This is a genomic window from Leucobacter chromiireducens, assembly GCF_003917135.1.
Lineage (GTDB): Bacteria > Actinomycetota > Actinomycetes > Actinomycetales > Microbacteriaceae > Leucobacter > Leucobacter chromiireducens_A.
Map to the genome: position 1 here is coordinate 37,369 of NZ_RPDI01000004.1, position 19,307 is coordinate 56,675.

At 68.0% G+C, this 19,307-nt stretch carries 24 protein-coding genes; 13 read left to right on the forward strand and 11 right to left on the reverse strand.

The features are described from left to right. The first annotated feature begins 54 nt into the window (after window positions 1–54). Both EGM46_RS02930 and EGM46_RS02935 read left to right on the forward strand, forming a co-directional pair. Window positions 55–1,197: a hypothetical protein gene (locus tag EGM46_RS02930; RefSeq protein ID WP_125098677.1), complete on the forward strand. Its 1,143-nt coding sequence runs from the start codon at window positions 55–57 to the stop codon at window positions 1,195–1,197. A gap of 11 nt (window positions 1,198–1,208) precedes the next feature. After that, window positions 1,209–1,835 carry a hypothetical protein gene (locus EGM46_RS02935; protein WP_125098678.1) on the forward strand — a complete coding sequence of 209 codons (627 nt, stop codon included), beginning with the start codon at window positions 1,209–1,211 and terminating at the stop codon, window positions 1,833–1,835. A 78-nt stretch (window positions 1,836–1,913) separates the two neighbouring features. Here EGM46_RS02935 and EGM46_RS02940 read toward each other — a convergent pair whose 3' ends face one another. Genes EGM46_RS02940 through EGM46_RS02955 form a run of 4 tightly spaced genes read right to left on the reverse strand, consistent with a single transcriptional unit; the run spans window position 1,914 to window position 4,130 of the window. Beyond that, complete coding sequence (locus EGM46_RS02940) at window positions 1,914–2,252, reverse strand: hypothetical protein (RefSeq protein ID WP_125098679.1); 339 nt, start codon at window positions 2,250–2,252, stop codon at window positions 1,914–1,916. Next, a complete protein-coding gene (locus EGM46_RS02945) occupies window positions 2,249–2,845 on the reverse strand; it encodes a DUF4192 family protein (protein WP_125098680.1) in 597 nt (198 codons plus the stop codon). The genes EGM46_RS02940 and EGM46_RS02945 overlap by 4 nt, the downstream gene beginning before the upstream one ends. Then, window positions 2,842–3,252 carry a hypothetical protein gene (locus EGM46_RS02950; protein ID WP_125098681.1) on the reverse strand — a complete coding sequence of 137 codons (411 nt, stop codon included), beginning with the start codon at window positions 3,250–3,252 and terminating at the stop codon, window positions 2,842–2,844. Before EGM46_RS02950 ends, EGM46_RS02945 begins: the two co-directional genes overlap by 4 nt. Further along, window positions 3,249–4,130: a DNA-processing protein DprA gene (locus EGM46_RS02955; protein WP_125098682.1), complete on the reverse strand. Its 882-nt coding sequence runs from the start codon at window positions 4,128–4,130 to the stop codon at window positions 3,249–3,251. Before EGM46_RS02955 ends, EGM46_RS02950 begins: the two co-directional genes overlap by 4 nt. A 200-nt stretch (window positions 4,131–4,330) precedes the next feature. Here EGM46_RS02955 and EGM46_RS02960 point away from each other — a divergent pair, with 200 nt between their 5' ends. The 4 genes from EGM46_RS02960 to EGM46_RS02975 all read left to right on the forward strand — a co-directional run bounded on the left by EGM46_RS02960 (window position 4,331) and on the right by EGM46_RS02975 (window position 6,203). After that, complete coding sequence (locus EGM46_RS02960) at window positions 4,331–4,903, forward strand: recombinase family protein (RefSeq protein WP_125098683.1); 573 nt, start codon at window positions 4,331–4,333, stop codon at window positions 4,901–4,903. Beyond that, on the forward strand, window positions 4,900–5,436 hold the full coding sequence (locus EGM46_RS02965; protein ID WP_125098684.1) for a DUF1643 domain-containing protein: 537 nt from the start codon (window positions 4,900–4,902) through the stop codon (window positions 5,434–5,436). The genes EGM46_RS02960 and EGM46_RS02965 overlap by 4 nt, the downstream gene beginning before the upstream one ends. Beyond that, window positions 5,433–5,849, forward strand: a complete 417-nt coding sequence (locus EGM46_RS02970) for a DUF6508 domain-containing protein (RefSeq protein ID WP_125098685.1) — start codon at window positions 5,433–5,435, stop codon at window positions 5,847–5,849. The genes EGM46_RS02965 and EGM46_RS02970 overlap by 4 nt, the downstream gene beginning before the upstream one ends. A 147-nt stretch (window positions 5,850–5,996) precedes the next feature. Further along, on the forward strand, window positions 5,997–6,203 hold the full coding sequence (locus tag EGM46_RS02975) for a hypothetical protein (RefSeq protein ID WP_125098686.1): 207 nt from the start codon (window positions 5,997–5,999) through the stop codon (window positions 6,201–6,203). A gap of 170 nt (window positions 6,204–6,373) precedes the next feature. Here the strand turns inward: EGM46_RS02975 and EGM46_RS14835 are convergent, their stop codons facing one another. Genes EGM46_RS14835 through EGM46_RS02995 form a run of 4 tightly spaced genes read right to left on the reverse strand, consistent with a single transcriptional unit; the run spans window position 6,374 to window position 8,585 of the window. Next, a complete protein-coding gene (locus EGM46_RS14835; RefSeq protein WP_206427482.1) occupies window positions 6,374–6,739 on the reverse strand; it encodes a hypothetical protein in 366 nt (121 codons plus the stop codon). Then, entirely contained in the window at window positions 6,736–7,053 is a 318-nt protein-coding gene (locus tag EGM46_RS02985) for a hypothetical protein (protein WP_125098687.1), read from the reverse strand. The genes EGM46_RS14835 and EGM46_RS02985 overlap by 4 nt, the downstream gene beginning before the upstream one ends. A gap of 55 nt (window positions 7,054–7,108) precedes the next feature. Next, window positions 7,109–8,020 (reverse strand): hypothetical protein, encoded by a 912-nt coding sequence (locus EGM46_RS02990; RefSeq protein ID WP_125098688.1) that lies wholly within the window; start codon window positions 8,018–8,020, stop codon window positions 7,109–7,111. Between the two features lie 16 nt (window positions 8,021–8,036). Next, window positions 8,037–8,585, reverse strand: coding sequence for an antirestriction protein ArdA (locus tag EGM46_RS02995; protein WP_125098689.1), 549 nt, complete (start codon window positions 8,583–8,585; stop codon window positions 8,037–8,039). A gap of 189 nt (window positions 8,586–8,774) precedes the next feature. On the opposite strand from EGM46_RS02995, the gene EGM46_RS03000 reads away from it, so the two are divergent. Together EGM46_RS03000 and EGM46_RS03005 are read left to right on the forward strand one after the other, a co-directional pair. Then, window positions 8,775–9,020 carry a hypothetical protein gene (locus EGM46_RS03000; RefSeq protein ID WP_125098690.1) on the forward strand — a complete coding sequence of 82 codons (246 nt, stop codon included), beginning with the start codon at window positions 8,775–8,777 and terminating at the stop codon, window positions 9,018–9,020. A 92-nt stretch (window positions 9,021–9,112) separates the two neighbouring features. Continuing rightward, complete coding sequence (locus tag EGM46_RS03005; RefSeq protein WP_241156155.1) at window positions 9,113–9,817, forward strand: transposase; 705 nt, start codon at window positions 9,113–9,115, stop codon at window positions 9,815–9,817. A gap of 623 nt (window positions 9,818–10,440) precedes the next feature. Here the strand turns inward: EGM46_RS03005 and EGM46_RS03010 are convergent. Beyond that, window positions 10,441–11,949, reverse strand: coding sequence for a recombinase family protein (locus tag EGM46_RS03010; RefSeq protein ID WP_164512797.1), 1,509 nt, complete (start codon window positions 11,947–11,949; stop codon window positions 10,441–10,443). A gap of 49 nt (window positions 11,950–11,998) precedes the next feature. Here EGM46_RS03010 and EGM46_RS14945 point away from each other — a divergent pair, with 49 nt between their 5' ends. The 5 genes from EGM46_RS14945 (at window position 11,999) to tmk (ending at window position 16,873) form a co-directional block, all read left to right on the forward strand. Next, entirely contained in the window at window positions 11,999–12,097 is a 99-nt protein-coding gene (locus EGM46_RS14945) for a DUF4244 domain-containing protein (protein WP_241156148.1), read from the forward strand. Beyond that, window positions 12,075–12,449: a TadE/TadG family type IV pilus assembly protein gene (locus EGM46_RS03020; protein ID WP_125098694.1), complete on the forward strand. Its 375-nt coding sequence runs from the start codon at window positions 12,075–12,077 to the stop codon at window positions 12,447–12,449. The genes EGM46_RS14945 and EGM46_RS03020 overlap by 23 nt, the downstream gene beginning before the upstream one ends. After that, window positions 12,446–13,228 carry a M23 family metallopeptidase gene (locus EGM46_RS03025; protein WP_125098695.1) on the forward strand — a complete coding sequence of 261 codons (783 nt, stop codon included), beginning with the start codon at window positions 12,446–12,448 and terminating at the stop codon, window positions 13,226–13,228. The genes EGM46_RS03020 and EGM46_RS03025 overlap by 4 nt, the downstream gene beginning before the upstream one ends. Window positions 13,229–13,406: 178 nt before the next feature. After that, complete coding sequence (gene topA / locus EGM46_RS03030) at window positions 13,407–16,241, forward strand: type I DNA topoisomerase (RefSeq protein ID WP_125098696.1); 2,835 nt, start codon at window positions 13,407–13,409, stop codon at window positions 16,239–16,241. After that, window positions 16,238–16,873, forward strand: a complete 636-nt coding sequence (gene tmk, locus EGM46_RS03035) for a dTMP kinase (protein ID WP_125098697.1) — start codon at window positions 16,238–16,240, stop codon at window positions 16,871–16,873. The genes topA and tmk overlap by 4 nt, the downstream gene beginning before the upstream one ends. A gap of 75 nt (window positions 16,874–16,948) precedes the next feature. Here tmk and mtnK read toward each other — a convergent pair whose 3' ends face one another. Further along, a complete protein-coding gene (gene mtnK / locus EGM46_RS03040; RefSeq protein ID WP_125098698.1) occupies window positions 16,949–18,166 on the reverse strand; it encodes an S-methyl-5-thioribose kinase in 1,218 nt (405 codons plus the stop codon). A 96-nt stretch (window positions 18,167–18,262) separates the two neighbouring features. After that, entirely contained in the window at window positions 18,263–19,306 is a 1,044-nt protein-coding gene (locus EGM46_RS03045; RefSeq protein WP_125098699.1) for an ABC transporter permease, read from the reverse strand. Window position 19,307: the final 1 nt, after the last annotated feature.

Consider the following 19,307-nt stretch of genomic DNA (forward strand, 5'->3'; position numbering starts at 1 on the left):
GCTCTGGCAGTATTGGAAAGCAAAGCCCGCTCACTCAGTCAGAAAGGCGGAGCGTTGCCAAGCTATGGTTTCAAGCTGCTGGAGATCCAGCTGTTCAAGGGGAAGGGGCGGACGGCCCTCGACTTCGGCAAGCCAGGGAAGCTGAACTCCGGGCAGGAGTCTCCGCATTACCTCGACCTGCTGATCGACGACTTCGCACCCCCTGCGGAACAGCCCGACGAGCAGGGCTCGGCGCCGAGCCCGGATGAAGCTCCGACCACACCAGACAGCTCTCCAGTCGACAGCGCGTCCGCCGACAACGAGAGGATCGTGGAGTCGGTCTCCATCGGTTCCGACGATGTCGTCGCAGAAGACCCAGACTCCGGGGTGCCCGAGGACGAAGGCCAGAAGCAGCTGGCCGTCGTGCGGGTCAAGTCGGCTGTCCGCTTCCAGGGCGCTGTGCTCCTCGACACCGTCTACGGGATCGTGGGGGATCACTCACTCGCGGTCGATCCCAATGGGGAGCAGGAGGACAAGGATCTCACCAGGCTCGCCACGACGCGGCACTATCGTGCCCTCGTTGTCGCGCCTGCTGAAGGCAAGAATGGCCTGCTCGCGGTCGAAGTGGTCTCGAGGTCCCATGCAGGCGGTCGCCTCCCGAGCAGGCTCCACGCAGGAGCGACCGAGCACGGCTTCAAGATCCGGACCTTCGGCGCGCTTGCAGACGAGGAGTCGGTCGAGAACCTGATGAAGGACGGGCGGATCCGCGAGGTCAACCTCTTCCAGTCGTTGCCGAGCTCGGACTCGAGCAAGAGCTCCACGATTCCAGCGAAGATCACGTTTTCCATCGGTGCTGGTTCGGTCGAGGAAGAAACCCTCAAAGAGAGACTCATGCCTTGGCTCCCAACGAAGAAGAACAAGGCGAAGGCCGACGAGGACAAGCCGAAACCCGCGGAAGAAGCAGCGAGTCTTGCCTCGTATCTATGGCCAAAAATTGCCGAGACTGTCGAATTGGACGCTGCTGAGGTAGTCGTCGACGGGAAGAGCCGCAAGCGTCTCAAACCGCTTGATATGGCTACTGGATTTACATACGATTTAGGTGATGTCAGACCTGACGACGATAATTTCGTCAAGCAGGTTGCAGAAGTCGTGAACAGCCTCGCGGAAGCCAATCAGATCAACCTCGAAGATGATTGGGCTACTAGGTCGGACGTGTAGGGAGGGCGGCAATGATGAAGAAGCGCAAGTTTGGAACCCTCTCCCGCCTGAACGTCTTCGCGCTACTGAGCGATCAGTTCAAGTTCTTGACGAACGCCTCCACGGGCAGGCCGGAGATCCTCCTCCGAATCATCGTGGTCATCATCGCGCCGGCTGCATTCCTGATCTCGTACCTGCTCGGGTGGACCATGCAGACCGTCGGCGAACTCGTCGGTGCTCTTGGCCTCATGGCCGGCACGTTCATCGCCGCGTTCGCGCTCGTGTTCTCCTTGCGGATCAATCTCTCCGCCAAACCAAACAAGGTTCTGGAGCGAAAGTCTGCACGGCTGATGGACGAGAGCGCGCTCACGCTCCTCGCGGCTGGACTCCTCGCAGGGATGGACGCGATCTGGTTGGCGGGCGTGTCAGCTGTGCTTCCAGCGGAAGGCTTCGTGGTGTCCCGGTTCGCGACTGCGGTGACGGTCGCGCTCAGCGCCCTGGTAGTGCTGTACTTCTTACTCTCGGTCAGGCGGCTGCACAAGCTCTACACCGATACCTTCATTCCTTTCTGGCGAGTCCGCAACGTGGTCGATGCGCCGGGGCAGCCCGCCAGCGGACGGGAAGGCGCCGCTGCTGTGGACGCACGACGGAACAGCTGAGAACGAAGACCCCGAGAGCGGCGCAGCAGCGCTCGCTCTCGGGGTCTCATCGCATCAACAGCGGACCAGCGTGTGCGATCACCTGAGGTCCTCCACGTGCTCGGGGCACTCGATGACGCGCATGCGCTGCACGCGCGAGCCGTGCGGGGGCAGCACGATCTCCTCGACTACCTCGCAGACGCTCGCCTCGACGAGCGCAGTCGGGAGACCAGAGTGCTCACTGTAGTCGCGCACGAATACCTCTCCGGGGAACGCGACGTACCCCGAGATGGTCAGGTCGATGCTGAGCATCTCGCTGTCCCCATCGTCGAACACGATCACGAGGGCATGCTGCGTCGGGTCGTGCTGGAGCTCGCCCGTCAGGTCGATCTCGTTGAAGGAGAGCGTGACGCGCTCCCTGATCGTCCTCCAGCTCACCGCTGCCTTCCTCTCATCTGCGCCGCGAAGGCTTCGATCACCTCTGCCCCCTCGGCGGTCTGGCCGGGGTGCTCTGCTCTCCATTCGTGGACCGGGAGTGGACGATGCTCTGGGTCATGCAGCGGGCTCGCACCGATCTCGTCGAGCGAGTGCAGCTCCGGCTGGTCCCTGCTGTCGTCCATGAACGATGCCCAGCCGTCTGAGCCGACGACGAGCGCGTCCCGCACCGGGACGTCGCCGGCCTGGAGCACGTCGTTCAGGATCGCCGTCAGCACGCCGTGGGGACTCGCCGCGGGCTGCTCGGTGAGCAGTGACGCAGTGTCGATCACCACGACCACGGGGCCGAGGCTCCTGATCGCGAGCTCCGCGACCTGGCGGATCCACGCTTCGAGTTCGGGGCCGGGGGTGCCCAGCTGCTCTTCGAGCCGCTCGGGCAGGTCGATGCGGGCTGCGCCCTGCGTGCGCTTGCCGTCGAACATGACGACGAAGCAGCTCTCGGGCGCGCTCATGCCAGTGAGGCGCGGCAGAGCCGCGAGGAAGTCAGCAGAGCTGGCGGCTCGGAGGACGGTGGGAGTGGAAGATACTGCGGTCATGGCCGTGCTCCTCGGATCTTCTTGATGGTCTGCTCTGCGAGGCTCCACGCGTCGTCGGCTGCGCGCACGTCCTCCTCGCTGTAGTCGCGGGTGGTCTCCGCCTGGTGCTGGAAGTCCTCGCGGCCGCGCTGGGCGAGCTCGACGAGCGCGCTGAGCCCGGCGAGCGCGTCCTCGTCCAGGACGAGCACCCTGTTGCCGTCGATCTCCACGACGCTGTCTTCGCTGTACGTCTCGACGCTCAGCAGATGGCTTGGGCTCCCGTCGTCTCGCTTCTTGCCGACGAGCGTGAACACAGTGCTCGACTCGTCGTCGTCGAGGTCCACGAGGCCGTAGCGGTCTGCGTGGTCAAGCGACCAGGGCTGCGGCTCCAGGCGCTCGCCGGTGTCGTACGGGGTGAGCGTGGTCATGATGCTGCTCCTTCTGTTCTGCTGCCGGATGCGACGAGCGCGAGCGCGTCTGCTGCGCTGGTGACGAGCCTGGCTCCGTGGTCGCGGATCAGCAGGTGGCAGCCTGCGGATGCGGCGCTGGTGACGGGTCCTGGGAGGGCTCCGACGGGCTTGCTCAGGTCTGCAGCCTCGCCGGCGGCGGCGAGGCTGCCGGAGCGGGCGCCGGCCTCGGTCACGAGCAGGGCGCCGCCGAGCGCGGCCATGAGGCGCGAGCGCATCAGGAAGCGCCACCTGGTCGGTGCCGTGCCGGGAGGCATCTCGGAGACGACCAGGCCGCTCATCGCGATGCGCTCGAGCAGCTGGGCATGGGCCGCGGGGTACGGCCTGTCGAGGCCCCCGGCGAGCACTGTGACGGTGGGCCTCCCGTTGCTGAGCGCGCTGCGGTGCACTGCCGCGTCGATGCCGTAGGCTCCGCCTGCGAGCACTGTTATCCCTTGCTCGGAGACGCCGTCGACGATCTCGGCGGTGGCGTGTGAGCCGTAGCCCGTGCAGGCGCGCGCTCCGGTGACGGCGAGGGTCGTGGTCCCGAGGAGGCCCTGGTCGCCCTTGGTCCAGAGCATCCACGGCTGCCGGTGGCCGAGCTCGGCGAGGCCCGCGGGCCAGCGGTCGTCGCCTGGCAGGAGCGGCTCGAGGCCGTGCTTGCTGGCGAGCGCGAGGACGTCGTCGATCTGCCGCTCGCTGCACTGCTGCCGCCAGCGCATGCCGGAGCCCCTTGCGCGGCGCAGCGCCTCTGCGGCTCCGTGCTCCTCGATCAACAGCGCTGCGGGCTCGCTGCCTGGCTCGGCGACCAGGCTCCAGGCGATGCGGGCGCGGAGATCGGCGGTGTTCGTGTTGGTCATGGTGGTCCTCTCTCTTCGGTGACTGGGAGGCGGTGTGCGGTCTGCCCGGAGCCGCAGCGGAACCGGTGCCCGCAAGCCGATCCGCCTGCGGGACAGTCGCGGAGCGGAGGGCGGGCGCAGCGGAGTCTGGGGCTGAATGTCTCGTAAGAGCCGCCCGAAATAATGCCCGGAGAAGGCCCCGTAAACGGTAGGATCGAAGCATGAAGATCGGATACGCGCGGGTGAGCACCGTCGAGCAGGACCTGACCGCGCAGGTCGACGCGCTGAAGGCGCTCGGCGTCGACGAGAAGCACATCCACGTCGACCCCGGGCTCACCGGCACGAACCGCGCGCGGCCAGGACTGGAGAAGGCGATGGCCGCCGTCCGGGCGGGAGACGTGCTCGTGGTGACGAAGCTCGACCGGCTGGCGCGGTCCATCCGCGACGCGCACGGCATCGCCGACGAGCTCGCCGAGAAGGGCGTGGTGCTGAGCATCGGCGCGAGCGCCTACGACCCGAACGACCCCATGGGCAAGCTCATGTTCAACGTGCTCGCGATGATCGCCGAGTTCGAGGCTGACCTCATCAGGATGCGGACCCGCGAGGGCATGGCTGTCGCGAAGGCGAAGGGCAGGCTGCGTGGCAAGCAGCCGAAGCTGTCGAAGACGCAGGAGAAGCACCTCGTGGAGCTGTGGCGTTCCGGCGAGCACACGTCGGCGGAGCTCGCGAAGGAGTTCGGCGTGGCCCGTTCCACGGTTTACCGGGCGGTGGAGCGGGCAGGAAAGGGAGCATGATCGCTTACCCCGTAGGCCAGGAGCCCGACTTCTGGGACCCGGACCCGGCGGATGCCGGGCACCGCTTCGCGCTCGGGCGCATCGGCGGCTGCTCTGCTGGGTCGCCGCCGCTCGTCGTGATCGGCATGAACCCGTCGCACGCACGCGAGACGGAGTCCGACCGCACGGTGAACCACGTCATCGACGTCTCGACGCGCGAGCACTCCGGCTGGCTCATGCTGAACCTGTACCCGGAGCGCTCGCCCAAGCCGAAGGCGCTCAGTCCGTACGACGCCGGGCTGTCCGCTGCGAACTGCGAGGCCATCGAGCACGTGCTCGGGCTGGTGGGAGTGACCGAGGTGCTCGGCGCCTGGGGCAACATGGGCGGATCGGCCACGCTGAGGCGGGCGCTGCCCGACGTTCTGGCGCTGCTCGGCCGCATGGGCGTGAGGGCGTACACGCTCGATGCGCTCCTGAAGACCGGCAACCCAGCGCACCCGCACCCGCCGGGTCGGCCGCTGCCGATGCTCGGCCCGAAGGAGTTCCTCGCATGACGGACAGGACAGGAGATCAGATGGACGCGCTGCAGCGCATCGGCACCGGCATCGAGCTGCTTGAGAGCGGCTACAGCGTCGAGTGGACGCCTTCGAGGGAGACCGAGCCAGGGGTCTTCACGATGGCATATCCCAACTACGACCGTCGGCTCATGGAGGCGTTGTGGGGTGCATCGGAGCTGGTCGGGACCGATTATGGCTACACAGACCGCGTCGCTGAGGTGCGGGACCTGGGCGTCCCGGAAATGACGCGGGAGCAGCTGTCCACGTTCCTCACCTGGGTGCAGCGCAGCGAGAGGTTCTGCGACGGCGCCATCGACGACTTCGTGAAGGACGGCAGGGTGCTCCAGGCGCTCCGGCGGGCCGTCGAGCTGGAGGGCGGCACAGAGGACCGAGCTCGACCGGCGGGCTGAGGAGACGCGCTCGACTAGACCGGCGCGCCCCGGTCGCTGCCGGGCAGCTGCATCCTCGAACGGGTGCTCCCGCGTGCCGGAGCGGCGGCCGGATCCACTCGCGCTGGGTCATGACACCCGTGAACCCGCTGCGCCTAGGCTCGGAGCATGAGTGAGGCACCCAGGATCCGCACCTGTGCCCAGCCTGTCGCCGTGCCCGCCGGCGGGCACGGCGCATGCGGCCGCGACTGCGAGCCCGAGCCGTTCAGCACCGGCATTGGCGAGGACGGGCCAAGCGGCGGCATCCGGATCGCGTTCGTCTGCCCGGAGCACGGCTTGCACTCCGTCGTCGATCCCTTCGAGGGGCGGCGGTAGGCGGGCGGCGGGGCTCCGCTCCCGCTGCGCCTCTCGGCGAGGCGTGCGGAACAGTCCAGACTGATCATCGGTCCCGGCAGTGCAGCGCAGCCCCGGCGGCGCGCCGGCGCGGCCAGCACTGCCCGGACAGCCAGGAAGCACCGCCTGACCAGGGGTTTCTCTGAAGCTGATCAGGTACGAGAGAACGTAGACCTGCGCCGCTCGATCTCCTCGTCGTTGCTGTCGCCGTGCGCGGCGGAGGCCGCAGCAGCGTGCGCTTCGGCGATCTGCTGCTCGGTGGCCGGCAGCAGCACGGCGAGCGGGCTGTGGCTCTCGGCCGTCGGGAACACGAGCGGGCCGTCAGGCTGCTCGCCGAACAGCTCAGCGTCGGTGTCGTAGTGGCCGAGCAGGTCGCGCTGCTCGCGGATCAGCTCCTCGGCGGCGCTGCGGAGCGCGAGGAGGTCCTGCATCCGGGCTTCGTCGTCGCTGAGCTCGGGGCAGCCGAGCCACCAGCGGAACTGCTCGGCGTGGCTCCGTGCGCTGGACTCTGCGGTCATCGCGTCCTCTCATTCTCTTCGGGGAACCTCGATCGGAAGTCGTTCAGGTTGAGACGCAGCACGGCCGCGATCTCGTGGTCTGCGTAGCCCACTGCCCGGGCCTCGGCTACGCAGGCTCGGCGCACGCTGTGCACCTGCTGCTGGACGAGCACGAGGGCGCGCAGCGCATCGGGCAGGCCCGGTGCGCGCGCGACGAGCTCTGCGAGGCTCTGGAGGTCCGCCACAGCCTCGATGCGTGCAGACATTGCTTCGAGCTGGATCGCCTCGAGAGTGCGCGCCGCCAGTGCAGGGGACTGAGCGTAGATGCGGGTCATTGTGCCTCCTGGTCCGGGCTGGTCTAGTGAATGGCGGATGGGCGAGCGCAGCCGGTTAGCCGAGTTCGTAGTCGCCGGGGTCGGTTCTCGGATCAGCAGGGTCCGGGTCCGCGCTCATGCCGAGCAGAAGCTCGAGCTCGGCCAGGGCTCTGCCCACGAGGAGGCGCTCCTGGTGGAGGGCGTGCGCTGCCTTAGTGGTGACGCCGCGACGCCGCGGGTCGTCGACGGCATCCCAGAACAGCTCGCCGGCGGCAGGCTCCTGCCACATGGCCGAGCTGTGCCAGAGGTCTGTTGACCACGGGCCGTGCACGGCGTGCACCGTGTGCTTGCTGGCACCATCTCCAGCACCCGTGACCGAGCTGAGGCAACGCCACTTCCGCTCGAGGCCGTCGAGCAGGTCGATGCTGCTCTCCACGATGGTCTTGAGCGACCGCGAGGTAAGCGCGATGCACACCTCGCCGCGGGCCAGCATGGGCAGCGTGAGTGCGCCGTCGAGGCTGCCTGCCAGCAGCGCGACGACGACGGGGTGATGGCTTGTCCAGCGCACCCGAGGCTGTGCTGCCCTGTCCTGCGAGAGGGACATCACCAGCAGGCCGGAAACAGGAGCCGCAGCCGCAGCGGGCGCATCGTCGGACGCTTCTGCATCGCTGTACGGGTCAGTGCCGGCGTTCAGCACGGCGTGCAGCGGGCAGAGCTGCTGGAGCCCCGCGAGGCGCGCAGCGTCGATCGTGAGCGAGGCGAGGGCGCGCAAGCCGGTCTGCTCGATAAGGCGGTGCTGCAGCAGGTCGGGCGAAGCGAGCTGCAGCGCTCCGGCGTAGGCGGCGTCGTAGTCGGCCTGTGTGGCGAATCTGCCAGCCTCGCGGGCCAGCTCTACCGCTCGGGCAGCGTCCCAGACATCATTGGGCCAGTCATAGTCGTGGTGGTTCCACCAGTCGCCTGTGTAGTCGGGGTCGTCGGCGTAGTGCATGGTCGGGATCTCCAAATCAGTACGCAAAAATGAAGACGCCGCCATCAGGCGCGTCTTCTATTGCGTAAGAATGGGCTTCGTCGGCTGCGAAGCGGTCCCAATCGAAGTAGGACTGTAGCACATCCGGGATGCCCTCGAACATGGCCGTGTCGTCCGCGAGCTGCTCGAGGTAGTCGCGGAAGCTCTCGTAGTGGCCGCAGTAGCGCTCCTCGAAGTCGCTCACGACGGGCAGGTCGCTGCTTCCTTGGGCAGAGTAAGAGCCTGAGCGCACCCACGCGAACAGGGCAGGGCGGAGGTGCTCGTCCGCCTCTTCGATCGTCTCCGCCCAGCGAGCAGCGTCGTGAGGGCTCATCTCGCCGCGGACGGGGATGTTTTCGTGATCCATCACCCAGAGCTCCTCGCAGCCTTCGCGGACGCGCGAGCGGCCGCCGTGGACCTCGGCGAGGCCGATCCCGTCGGCACCCGCGGCGTCGAACCACTCGCCGACGAGGCGGCCGCAGTTGTAGCAGTGCAGGCAGCCGATCCAGACGCGCGGCGTCAGGTCCTCCATAGCAGCAGCAGTCATGACAACCCCTTCCTTTGCGGGATGCCCCGGCCGCGGCGCAGCCAGCGGCCCAGCGAGGAGAGCTCAGGCTCTACGGAAGGAGAAGCGCGCAGCAGACTCTGCCTATTCATAAGCCCCGAATCAGTTGACTTTCGTCAACCACTCCCGAGGCTTGACAGCACTCAGTGCGCTGGGCGTAGGGTCGTCAGCATGAGCGCAGACGACGAGCACAGTGCGGTGCCCGAGTTCAGCTGGGGCGATGCGGAGATCCCCGACGATGTGACTGTCCAATATGGCGACGGGAGCGGCAACGAGGACTACCGGACCTGCAGTACCTGCGGTGGCGACTGCGAGCCGGAGGCGGCGGGCGCAGAGGGCCTCGGTGCGCGCGTGGCGTTCGTCTGCCCGGAGCACGGGCTGCACGCGATCGTCGACCCTTTCGACGGGCGGCGATAGGGGCCGGGAACGCTCGCGATCCATTCGAAGATATGTTCTGGGTATCTGCTTGAGTGAAGTATCCTCATGCCATGACCGATCCGCGGTATCCCGTGACCGGGGAGGACTACCCCCGCACGATGCAGGAACTCCAGCAATGGTTTCCAGACGATGCTGCCTGTCTGCGATACCTCGAACGACTGCGCCGGAGTGAAGGATTTTCCTGCCCGCGGTGTCGCGGCGCGGAGTATTGGGTGGCCGGCGACGGGCTCAGGATCTGCCGGTCGTGTCAGCGGCGCACCTCGGTGACCGCGGGCACAATCTTCCATCGCACACGTTCTCCACTGCAGACATGGTTTATGGCGGCCTGGTTCATCACATCGCAAAAGAACGGGATGAGCGCCCAATCACTGCAACGCGTGCTGGGGTTCGGTCTCGTGAACTTCGCGCAGAACAATGTTGTCGCAGGCGCCACAATTCATACTGACGGGGCGCGCATGATGCGTCGCCTGGCCGACATGGGCTACACACATGAGTATGCGACTGGGTATAACGCATCCGAACCAGAGAAAACCTTGCCGGGCGTACATCTGGTCGCGTCGCTCTTGAAGCGGTGGCTCACCGGAACACTGCATTACGGGATCTCACCGCATCATCTGCCGTACTACCTCGACGAGTTCACGTTCCGGTTCAACCGGCGCGCCGCTGATCACCGCGGGCTCTTGTTCTACCGACTGTTGCAGCAGGCCGTGGACGCAGACCCACACCCGCTCGATGACCTCCTCGATCCGGAGCATAATCCGAACCTGAATTGGTGAGCTTCACTCAAGCAGATACCCAGAAGATATGTTCGAATAAGCGTCGCGGTGCCGGGTGCGCTGCGGCCCGCGCTTCCGGGCCCGCCTTCGGGCTCCGCCCTCGCCGCGCCTTCCGCCCGGCAGCGCTCCGGCCTGCGGCCTGCGCCTGGGGCTCCGCTCGGACATCGGCCTGCGGCCGAGTCCGGCTCGCATCAGGGCAGGCTAGGAGGGAGGCGTGCTGGGTGGGAGCGTTACGCCCATTACGTTCCTTACGTTTCGCTGATTCTTGCGTAATGGAAGAAACCCCAGGTCAGAGCTCTGAACATTACAACATTACGGCATTACAGTTTTTCCAAAAGATTAGAAGAAGAAGAGAGTAGGGGTACTTCATCTCGTATATAGATAAAAGGTGGAACGAACTGTAATGGTAATGCGTTCACTGGAATCGTCGCGTGACCAGGGATTTATAGCATTACGGTAAAAGCCGCCGTTTTGTAAGGCGTTCCGTAATGGCCCGCTCCAGGTCGTCACGTCACCTGGTGCGCACCCATTCGGCCCTGCCCTGTTGCGAGCGCGGACGCGGCGCAGCCGCGGGCCGCGCGCACCGGAGCGCAGCCCGGAGGGCGGAGCCTGAGCTGCGCGCGTCAGGCAGCAGGCTCCCGCCACTCGATCCCGACGGTCTCCGCCGCTCCCTCCAGCGTGGTGATGCGCCTGCCCTGGCCCGCCCTCCGGATCGCCACGGTCATCAGCGCGTCGACGACGCTCCGGCGGCGCGCCAGGGTCGCGTGCTCCCACCACGCCCGGGCATCCCCGGAGGCCACGACGTCCGCGAGGGGATCCGCGCGGACCGCGCTCGCGATCCGGTCGATGACCGCGCGACGCTCCTCGGCGAGCTCGTCGAGGGCGGCCTCCGCGGCGGTCGCGCTCATCTTGCCCCGCGCGATGAGCGAGCCGATGCTCTCCTCCCGCTTCTCCAGCGCGATGCGCTGCGACGTGAGCAGCCCGACGTCGGGCCCCTGCTCCTTCGCCACGAGGAGGTCGCTCGCATCGGGCTGCTCGAGGCGGAGGATGCAGACCTCCTTCACGAACTCGTCGATGATGTCCCCGTTGCGCATGAAGTGCCCGTCGACGCAGCGGTACGCGTGGTAGCGCTTGGCGGGCGCCCTGCCCGAGCCGTCCACGCGGGGAGTGGGGTGGGTCTCGCCGCTGGCGGCGCGCACCGGCCTGCGGCAGCCGGGGACGGCGCAGACGGCGAGGCCGCTGAGCAGCCACCTGCGCGCCGTGCCGCTGTGCGTCGGCTTCACGCCCACGAGCCTGCCCCTGGTGGCAGCGACGGTCGCCTCGTCGATGATCGGCTCCCATGCTCCCGGCGCGCATTCCGCGAGGTCGATGCTCGAGATGTCGAAGCGGCCCGTCTCCTGCGAGGGCGGCAGCAGCGCGGCGTAGAGGGGGTTCATCAGCACGCGCCGCACGGTGCTCGCGCCCCACTGGGCCTCTGCGCGGGTGCGCCTGCCATCGGTGTTCAGGTCGCGCGCGATCTGGCCGAGCTTGGCGCCGGCGAGGAACTCCTCGAAGATGCGCTTCACATCGGCGGCCTCGTCGTGGTCGACCCTGTACCGGGTGCCGCGCTCGTCGCGCTGGATCGCAGGGACCCACCTGTAGCCGTGCGGGGTGCGGCCTGCCGTGGGGTGGCCCAGCTTCCGTCGCTCGACGGCGTAGCGCTCGGTGCGCTGCGCCTTCTGCTTCACTTCGCGCTCAGCGAAGAGCACCAGGAACTTCAGCGAGAAGTCGTGCGTGGGGTCGTCGGTGTCGATGCTGCCGCGCACCGTGAGCACTCGCATGTCCCTCTTGGGCGGCCGCAGCTCGAGGATGTCGCCGAGGCTCCGGGTGAGGCGGTCGGTGTCGTTGACGAGCACCGCGTCGAAGGCGCCGTCGTCGAAGTCCTTCAGCATTCGGGCCCAGCCGGTCCCGGGTCCGCGCTCCTTCGAGCCGCTGGTGGCGTCGTCCTCGTACACGTGGACGATCCGCCAGCCCCGGCGCTTCGCCTCCGCCCGGCAGTCGTCGACCTGCTGCTTGATGCCCTGCTCCTCGTGCACCGACTGACGGGCGTAGACGACGACTTTCAGCTGGTCAGAAGCAGATTCTTTGCGCACGGCATCCATCCTAGTTCAAATATGTCATTGGAGAGCTACAGCGGCCGCGGTGGCCTTCGCTGGGCTCCTCGTCGCCATCATGCAATCGGCCGAAATCCGCGGCATGCTCGTCGAGCTGGTCGAGAATGCACTCGGAGCTCCTGAGTAGAGTCAGCGGGCGGCTGCTTCGCGAGGAACGTGGGGCGGTCACCGCCGAGTTCGCCATCGTCCTCCCCGTCGTGGTTGCCGTCCTGGGGCTGGTGATCGGCGGCACGGTGCTCGCCGCGCACCGGATCACACTCGTGTCCCAGGCGAGCGAGCTCGCCCGCACCGAGGCGCGGGGCGACATGCGGCTTGCGCGGAGCGTCGAAGCACAGCTGTCGGACGACGTCACGGTGGAACGAGAACAGCGTGGGCCGCTGCACTGCGTTGTCCTCCGATCCGCCCCCGTTGGCGGACTGTTGCGCGCGGTCGAGGCCCGCGCCGAATCGTGCGCGGCCCTCGTGGGAGGTGCATCGTGAGCGCGCCAGCGGCGTTCGCGTGCGCTGCGGCCGCGCTGTGCCTCGGGCTGCCGGTGCTTGCTGCTGCAAATCACCTCGAAGCGCAGCATCGTGCCGCAGCCGTCGCGGATGCCGCCGCGCTCGCCGCAGCCGACGCGACGAGCGGCTGGGTCGCGGCGACACCCTGCGAGCTCGCCGAGGCCGTCGCGCATGCGCAGGGCGGTGGTCTCGTGCGCTGCGACGTCGAGACGGGACTCGGCGAAGCGCGCGTGGAGGTGGAGTTGGCCGCGCGGCTCGGCACGGTCACCGGGCGTGCGCGTGCTGCGCCGCCCGGGCCGCAGCGTGAGGAGGGGTCATCCGCTTGGGTCTGGCCAGCCGCGGGGCGGGGCGTCACCCAGGGCCTCCACGACGGATTCGCGATCGACCTCGATGTGCCGCTCGGCGGCGCACTGCTCGCGCCACGCGCCGGCACGGTCGTCGCGGCTGGCCCGGATGGCGGGCCGGTGCCTGCGGCGTGCCGGGCGCAGCCGGAGTGGTGGCGGGGACCCAACGTCACAGTGATCATTCGGCACGACGACGCTGGTCAGCCGCGCTACAGCTCACACAACCATGTTGCACCGGGCTCCTCAGCCGAGCTCGGCATCGCTCCCGGGTCGCGAGTGCGCGCTGGTCAAGCGGTTGCGCGTGCGGGGATGAGCGGCTGCACCTCCGGTCCACACAGCCACTTCACGATCGCGTCGACGCAGCGCAACGCGTACCCGGACATCAATCCGTTCGAGCTGCTGGGCGGGGGCGAGTGATCGTCGCGGCGGCAGCGCCCAGAGGAGCGGAAAGGACGTGGCCCATAATAGAGAGGAGACACCACTGACTCGAACGATGCCGAGTTCCTCGGCAACACTGTGTATCGTTGCGGAGCAGACCCCTGAGTGTCAGTGACGGTTCCCTCCGTCCTGAACTCGAAGCAATGAAGGAGACCCCGTGGCGGGTACGAAGAAACTTGTGATCGTCGAGTCGCCGACCAAGGCAAAAACGATCGGCGGCTACCTGGGCGACGACTATGAGGTCATCGCGTCGGTTGGCCATGTTCGAGACCTCGCCGAACCGTCCGAGCTCCCCGTCGAGCTGAAGAAGGGCCCGTTCGGCAAGTTCGCCGTCGACGTCGAGAACGACTTCGCACCGTACTACGTCGTCAACGACAACAAGAAGAAAACCGTCTCCGAGCTCAAGCGGGCGCTGAAGGGAGCCGACGAAGTTTGGCTCGCAACCGATGAGGACCGGGAAGGTGAGGCAATCGCCTGGCACCTCCTGGAAGTCCTCAAGCCCAAGGTTCCCGTGCGGCGAATGGTGTTCCACGAGATCACCCAGGAAGCGATCGAGCAGGCCAAGCAGAACACGCGCGACCTCGACACCGCGCTCGTCGACGCGCAGGAAACCCGCCGCATCCTTGACCGGCTCTACGGCTACGACATCTCGCCTGTACTCTGGCGTAAGGTCGCGCCGAAGCTCTCCGCCGGCCGCGTGCAGTCCGCGGCCACCCGCCTCGTCGTCGACCGCGAGCGGGAACGACAGGCGTTCCGCGCCGCGGAGTACTGGGACCTCACCGCAACGTTCCACCCGGCGGCAGACGCGCAGGACAGCACCGCGTTCGCGGCGCGACTCGTGCGCCTCGACGGGCAGCGCCTCGCCACCGGCGGCGACTTCGGCGACGACGGCACGCTCACCGAGAAGGCCGCCAAGGCTGGCGCAGTGCCGCTCGCGCAGGCTCGCGCCGAGGCGCTCGCCGCACTGATCACCGCGGACACCCCGGCGAGCGTTCGCTCGGTTGAGACCAAGCCGCACACTCGTCGCCCCGCTGCGCCGTTCACCACCTCGACGCTGCAGCAGGAAGCCTCGCGGAAGCTGCGCTACAGCTCGCGCCAGACGATGTCGTTCGCGCAGGCGCTGTATGAGAACGGCTACATCACCTATATGCGAACCGACTCGCCGACGCTCTCGAAGCAGGCGATCCAGGCGGCGCGCACGCAGGCGGCCGAGCTCTACGGCGCGCAGACGCTGCCGGAGAAGCCGCGCGTGTACACCGGCAAGGCCAAGGGCGCGCAGGAGGCCCACGAGGCCATCCGCCCTGCGGGTGACGCGTTCCAGCGCCCCAGCGACCTCCGCGGGAAGCTGACGCAGGGAGAGTACGCGCTGTACGAGTTGATCTGGAAGCGTACCGTTGCGAGCCAGATGGCCGACGCAAAGGGCTCCACCGACACCGTGACCCTCGACGTGCAGGTCACCGAGGCGGATCGTTCAGCGCCCACCACCGTGGAGTTCACCGCGAGCGGCACCGTCATCACGTTCCCCGGCTTCCTCCTCGCCTACGAGGAGGGCCGCGACGAGAAGCGCGGCGACACCGAGCAGAACGTGTCGCTGCCGCAGCTCAGCTCCGGCCAGCAGCTCGCCGTCACCGAGCCCGAAGCCAAGGGACACGAGACCAGCCCGCCGCCCCGCTACACCGAGGCCAGCCTCACGAAGCGGCTCGAAGAGCTCGGCATCGGCCGCCCATCGACGTACGCCGCGATCATCAGCACGATCATGGACCGCGGCTACGTCACGAAGAAGGGGCAGGCGCTCGTCCCGAGCTGGATCGCGTTCTCCGTGGTGCGGCTCCTCGAGGAACACTTCAGCGCCCTGGTGAACTACGACTTCACCGCGGAGATGGAGAACGACCTCGACCGCATCGCCGCAGGCGAGACCGACCGCAGCAGGTGGCTCGGCGAGTTCTACTTCGGCACCGACACGCACCCCGGCCTGCGCGGCGTCGTCGACAACCTCGGTGAGATCGACGCGCGCGCGATCAACACGATCCGCATCGACGACGAGATCTCGCTGCGCAACGGCAAGTACGGCCCCTACCTCGAGGTGTTCGACGAGAAGAGCGAGGTCGGAGAGGACGGCGCGCTCAAGGCGCGCACGGTGAACATCCCGGATGGGCTCGCGCCGGACGAGCTGACCCCGGAGAAGGCGCACGAGCTCGCCGACGCTGAGCCGGCCGAGGATCGCGTTGTTGGCCTCCACCCGGAGACCGGCAAGCGCATCGTCGCGAAGAACGGCCGCTTCGGCCCGTACGTCACCGAGCTGCCCGACGAGGGCGAGGAACTCCCCAAGGGGCAGAAGCCACGCACCGCGTCCCTCTTCAAGAGTATGGACCCGGCCACCGTCGACCTTGAGACCGCCACCGCGCTGCTTGACCTGCCGCGCATCGTCGGCACCGACCCCGAGTCCGGCGCAGAGATCACCGCGCAAAACGGTCGCTATGGCGCCTACCTCAAGAAGGGTACTGACACGCGCTCGCTGCCCAGCGAGGACGCGATCTTCGCGATCGACCTCGCCGGCGCGCAGGAACTCTTCGCTCAGCCGAAGTACGGCGCCCGCAAGGCCTCGAGCGCGCTCAAGGAGTTCGACGCGGATCCTGTGAGCGGCAAGCCGGTGCGCGTCCGCGACGGCCGCTTCGGCCCGTACGTGACCGACGGCGAGACGAATGCGACGATCCCGCGCGGCGATAGCGTCGAGGACATCACCTTCGAGCGCGCCATCGAGCTGCTCGCGATCAAGCGCGCCAAGGGCCCGGCAAAGAAGAAGACGCCAGCCAAGAAGGCGCCGGCCAAGAAGGCCGCAGCGAAGAAGACCCCCGCGAAGAAGACGGCGGCGGCGAGCGGCGAGAAGGCCGTGGACCCGGCACGGTCGGCTGCGGCGAAGAAGGCGGCTGAGACGCGCAAGGCGAACGCGGCGAAGAAGGCGGCCGAGGCCGCCGCGGCAGCGGGCGAGTGAGCGAGCCACGCGGACTGTTTGTCACCCTCGAAGGGGGTGACGGTGCCGGGAAGAGCACGCAGGCTGAACTCCTCGCGGAGTGGTTCACGGCACGCGGCCGCGAGGTCGTGCGCACGCGCGAACCCGGCGGCACCCCGCTTGGCGCTGAGATCCGCCGATTGCTGCTCCACGGCGGCGACGAGATCGGCGCCGTCGACCCGCGCGCCGAAGCCCTGCTCTACGCGGCAGACCGCGCCCAACACATCGCCACGGTGGTGCAGCCAGCGCTCGACCGCGGCGCGGTGGTGGTACAGGATCGATACATCGACTCCTCGCTCGCGTACCAGGGCGCCGGTCGCGTGCTCACCGTCGACGAGGTGCGCGGGATCAGCGAGTGGGCAGTGCGCGGGCTCTGGCCGCACCTCACCGTACTCCTCGACCTCCCCACGGCGGTCGCCGCCGAGCGCCGGCGCGCGCGCGGCGGGGTGAGCGATCGGCTCGAGGCGGAGGCCGAAGCCTTCCACGCTGCGGTGCGCGCGGGCTTCCTCGCACTCGCGGAAGCGGAGCCGCAGCGCTTCCTCGTGCTCGACGCCGCCGCGCCGGTCACCACGCTGCACGAGCGCATCGTTGAGCGGATCAGCTCGCTCAGCTGAGCGTCAGCCACACCCCGCACCACCGGCAACGGCCCGGACGAATCGAGAGATTCGCCCGGGCCGTCGTCGTGTGTGCTACTTCGCGAGGATCTCCGCGCCAACGAGGTCGGTGAACACCGAAACATCGTGCGCCTCGTCCCAGCCAGCGGCCACGGCGCGTGCCGCGGCGAGCACGGAGCGCGCGGCCGGGGCGCGCAGTGCCGGCTCAAGCGACTCGATGTCGCGCACCTTCGCCGCGCCAACGATCCTGCGGGCCATCTTTGCCGACGCGAACAGCAGCGCCTCGCGCCGGATGCGGTCCAGGCGACGCGCGGCGAACGCCGCGCCGAAGAGCCGCACCTCGTGCCACTCGGCCGCACGCGCCGTGAACGACGCGGCGAACGCATCCCAGGTCTCCGTGACGAGGCCGAGCGCCCACGCGGCGCGCTCGTGCTCACCGAGGGCGGTGGCCCGCGCCGCGGCGAACGCGTAGTTCGCGAACAGCGCGCCGAGGTCAAACGCGATGGGCCCGTAGAACGCGAACTCCGAGTCGAAGACCTTCACCGAGTCCGCGACCGCGCCGTCCGCGCCGCGCACCATGACCGATCCCGTGTGCAGATCGCCGTGGATGAGCGCCTCGGCCTGCGTCATGAAGCGCCACTTCGCCTCGGCCATCGCTGCGGCGAACGCGGGGTCGGCGGCCAGTGCAGCAGCGTCCGCCGCATTCTCGGGGAGCACCTCGTTGCGGCCCGTGTCGAACACGGGCTCGGTGAACACGAGATCCTCGGTGATGGTGCAGAGCTCCGGGTTCTGCGTCTCGGCGATGCGTCCCGCGACGGCGAGGCGATCCTGCCCGAGCACCGACGTTCCGACCGCGAGCGCCGCGACGTACTCGCCCAGGCGCCTCGCCACGTCCTCGTGCCGTTCCGAACGGTTCAGCGCGTCACGCCACACGGCATGATCGGAGAGGTCCTCGAGCACGATGATGTATCGCTCGGGGTCGTACGCGATCACCTCGACGACGAGCTCGGGGGTGAGTGCGTGATGGGTGGCGAGCGAGTCGGCTTCGCGTGCGGCCCGCTCGGGGGTCATCGGCCAGCCGGCGCCCACCATGCGGACGTAGGGGAGAGCCTGCTTCAGGATGATCCCGCGCTCGTCGGCGTCGACGACGTGGAAGACCAGGTTGAGGTTGCCGTCGCCGATCTCGCGGACGGAGGCGATGCGATCCGCGTCGATGCGGTCGTGCGTCTCGGGGCGCGAACGCAGGTACGCAGCGATGTTGTCTGCGTCGAGGAACGTGTACTCGTTGGACATGGTGTGCCTTTCAGGGAGCCCGGGGCGGGCAAGCTCGGGAGCGGGGGAGGGTGCGCACGCGCGCCGGGCAGCGGTGCCCGCGCGCGTGCGCACCCGCTAGGTCGCCGGAGTGTAGCGCGCCTTCTTGCGTGACAGGGTGAAGGAGAAGAGGAGCGCGATGATCACGACCAGGCCCTTCGCGGTGTCCTGGTAGTAGTACTCGAAGCCCATCATCGTCATGCCGGTGAGCACGATCACCACGAGCACCGCGCCGAGGAGCGTACCCCAGGCGTTCGGCTTGTTGAGCCCCAGCACGGAGGTGCCGACCAGCGCGACTGCGACGGCCTCGAGCAGGCTCGACGCGCCGGCGTTCACATCGCCCTGGCCGATGCGTGCGACGAGGATGATGCCGGCGACGGACGCGAAGACGGAGGACACCACGTACGCGGCGCCCCGGTGGAAGCCCACGCGGATGCCGGAGAGGCGTGCGGCCTCGGGGTTCGCGCCGATCGCGTAGAGGATGCGGCCCCAGGAGGTCTTCGTGAGGATGAACCAGCACGCCGTGACGAGCACGAGCATCACGATCACGGGGATCGGCACGGGGCCGACCGTGCCGCGGTCGATCAGGAGGAACGCCGGATCGAACTTGCCGGGTGCCGCGGTACCGTCGGGCATCGTCATTCCGGAGGACACCGACTGGCCCGACACGGGGATCATCTTTGCGCCCTGGATCACGAACATCATGCCCAGCGTTGCGAGCAGGTCGGGGATCTTGCAGACGACGATGAGGAACGCGTTCAGCAGCCCGACGAGCACGCCGGCGATGAGCACGAACGTGATCGCCATGCCCGCGGTGAGGTTGTAGAACACCATGGTCATGGCGGCGAGCTGCACGCTCAGGCCGGCGACGGAGCCGATGGACAGGTCCAGGCCGCCGACGATCATGCTGAACATGACCCCGAGGCCGAGGATCGCGGTCACCGAGGCGAACTTCAGCATGGAGAACATGGAGTTCGTCGTGGCGAACGCCGGTTCAGTGATCGCGAAGAAGACGAACGCGATGACGGTGACGGCGATGAAGCCGTACTTGACGACAATGTCGCGCGCGCGGTCGGCGCCCGAGATCCGCACCGGGGCGGGAATTGCTGATGTATCGGCCATC

Bases quoted from the DNA above. Each gene is read 5' to 3' on its own strand.
- EGM46_RS02975 (WP_125098686.1), top strand. From the start codon at position 5,997: ATGAGTGAGGCACCCAGGATCCGCACCTGTGCCCAGCCTGTCGCCGTG.
- EGM46_RS02935 (WP_125098678.1), top strand. From the start codon at position 1,209: ATGATGAAGAAGCGCAAGTTTGGAACCCTCTCCCGCCTGAACGTCTTC.
- EGM46_RS02950 (WP_125098681.1), bottom strand. From the start codon at position 3,252: ATGACCACGCTCACCCCGTACGACACCGGCGAGCGCCTGGAGCCGCAG.
- EGM46_RS02960 (WP_125098683.1), top strand. From the start codon at position 4,331: ATGAAGATCGGATACGCGCGGGTGAGCACCGTCGAGCAGGACCTGACC.
- EGM46_RS14835 (WP_206427482.1), bottom strand. From the start codon at position 6,739: ATGACCGCAGAGTCCAGCGCACGGAGCCACGCCGAGCAGTTCCGCTGG.
- EGM46_RS03020 (WP_125098694.1), top strand. From the start codon at position 12,075: ATGCACTCGGAGCTCCTGAGTAGAGTCAGCGGGCGGCTGCTTCGCGAG.
- EGM46_RS02995 (WP_125098689.1), bottom strand. From the start codon at position 8,585: ATGACTGCTGCTGCTATGGAGGACCTGACGCCGCGCGTCTGGATCGGC.
- EGM46_RS02990 (WP_125098688.1), bottom strand. From the start codon at position 8,020: ATGCACTACGCCGACGACCCCGACTACACAGGCGACTGGTGGAACCAC.
- EGM46_RS03000 (WP_125098690.1), top strand. From the start codon at position 8,775: ATGAGCGCAGACGACGAGCACAGTGCGGTGCCCGAGTTCAGCTGGGGC.
- EGM46_RS02985 (WP_125098687.1), bottom strand. From the start codon at position 7,053: ATGACCCGCATCTACGCTCAGTCCCCTGCACTGGCGGCGCGCACTCTC.
- mtnK (WP_125098698.1), bottom strand. From the start codon at position 18,166: ATGTCCAACGAGTACACGTTCCTCGACGCAGACAACATCGCTGCGTAC.
- EGM46_RS02970 (WP_125098685.1), top strand. From the start codon at position 5,433: ATGACGGACAGGACAGGAGATCAGATGGACGCGCTGCAGCGCATCGGC.
- EGM46_RS02965 (WP_125098684.1), top strand. From the start codon at position 4,900: ATGATCGCTTACCCCGTAGGCCAGGAGCCCGACTTCTGGGACCCGGAC.
- EGM46_RS03045 (WP_125098699.1), bottom strand. From the start codon at position 19,306: ATGGCCGATACATCAGCAATTCCCGCCCCGGTGCGGATCTCGGGCGCC.
- EGM46_RS02955 (WP_125098682.1), bottom strand. From the start codon at position 4,130: ATGACCAACACGAACACCGCCGATCTCCGCGCCCGCATCGCCTGGAGC.
- EGM46_RS02945 (WP_125098680.1), bottom strand. From the start codon at position 2,845: ATGACCGCAGTATCTTCCACTCCCACCGTCCTCCGAGCCGCCAGCTCT.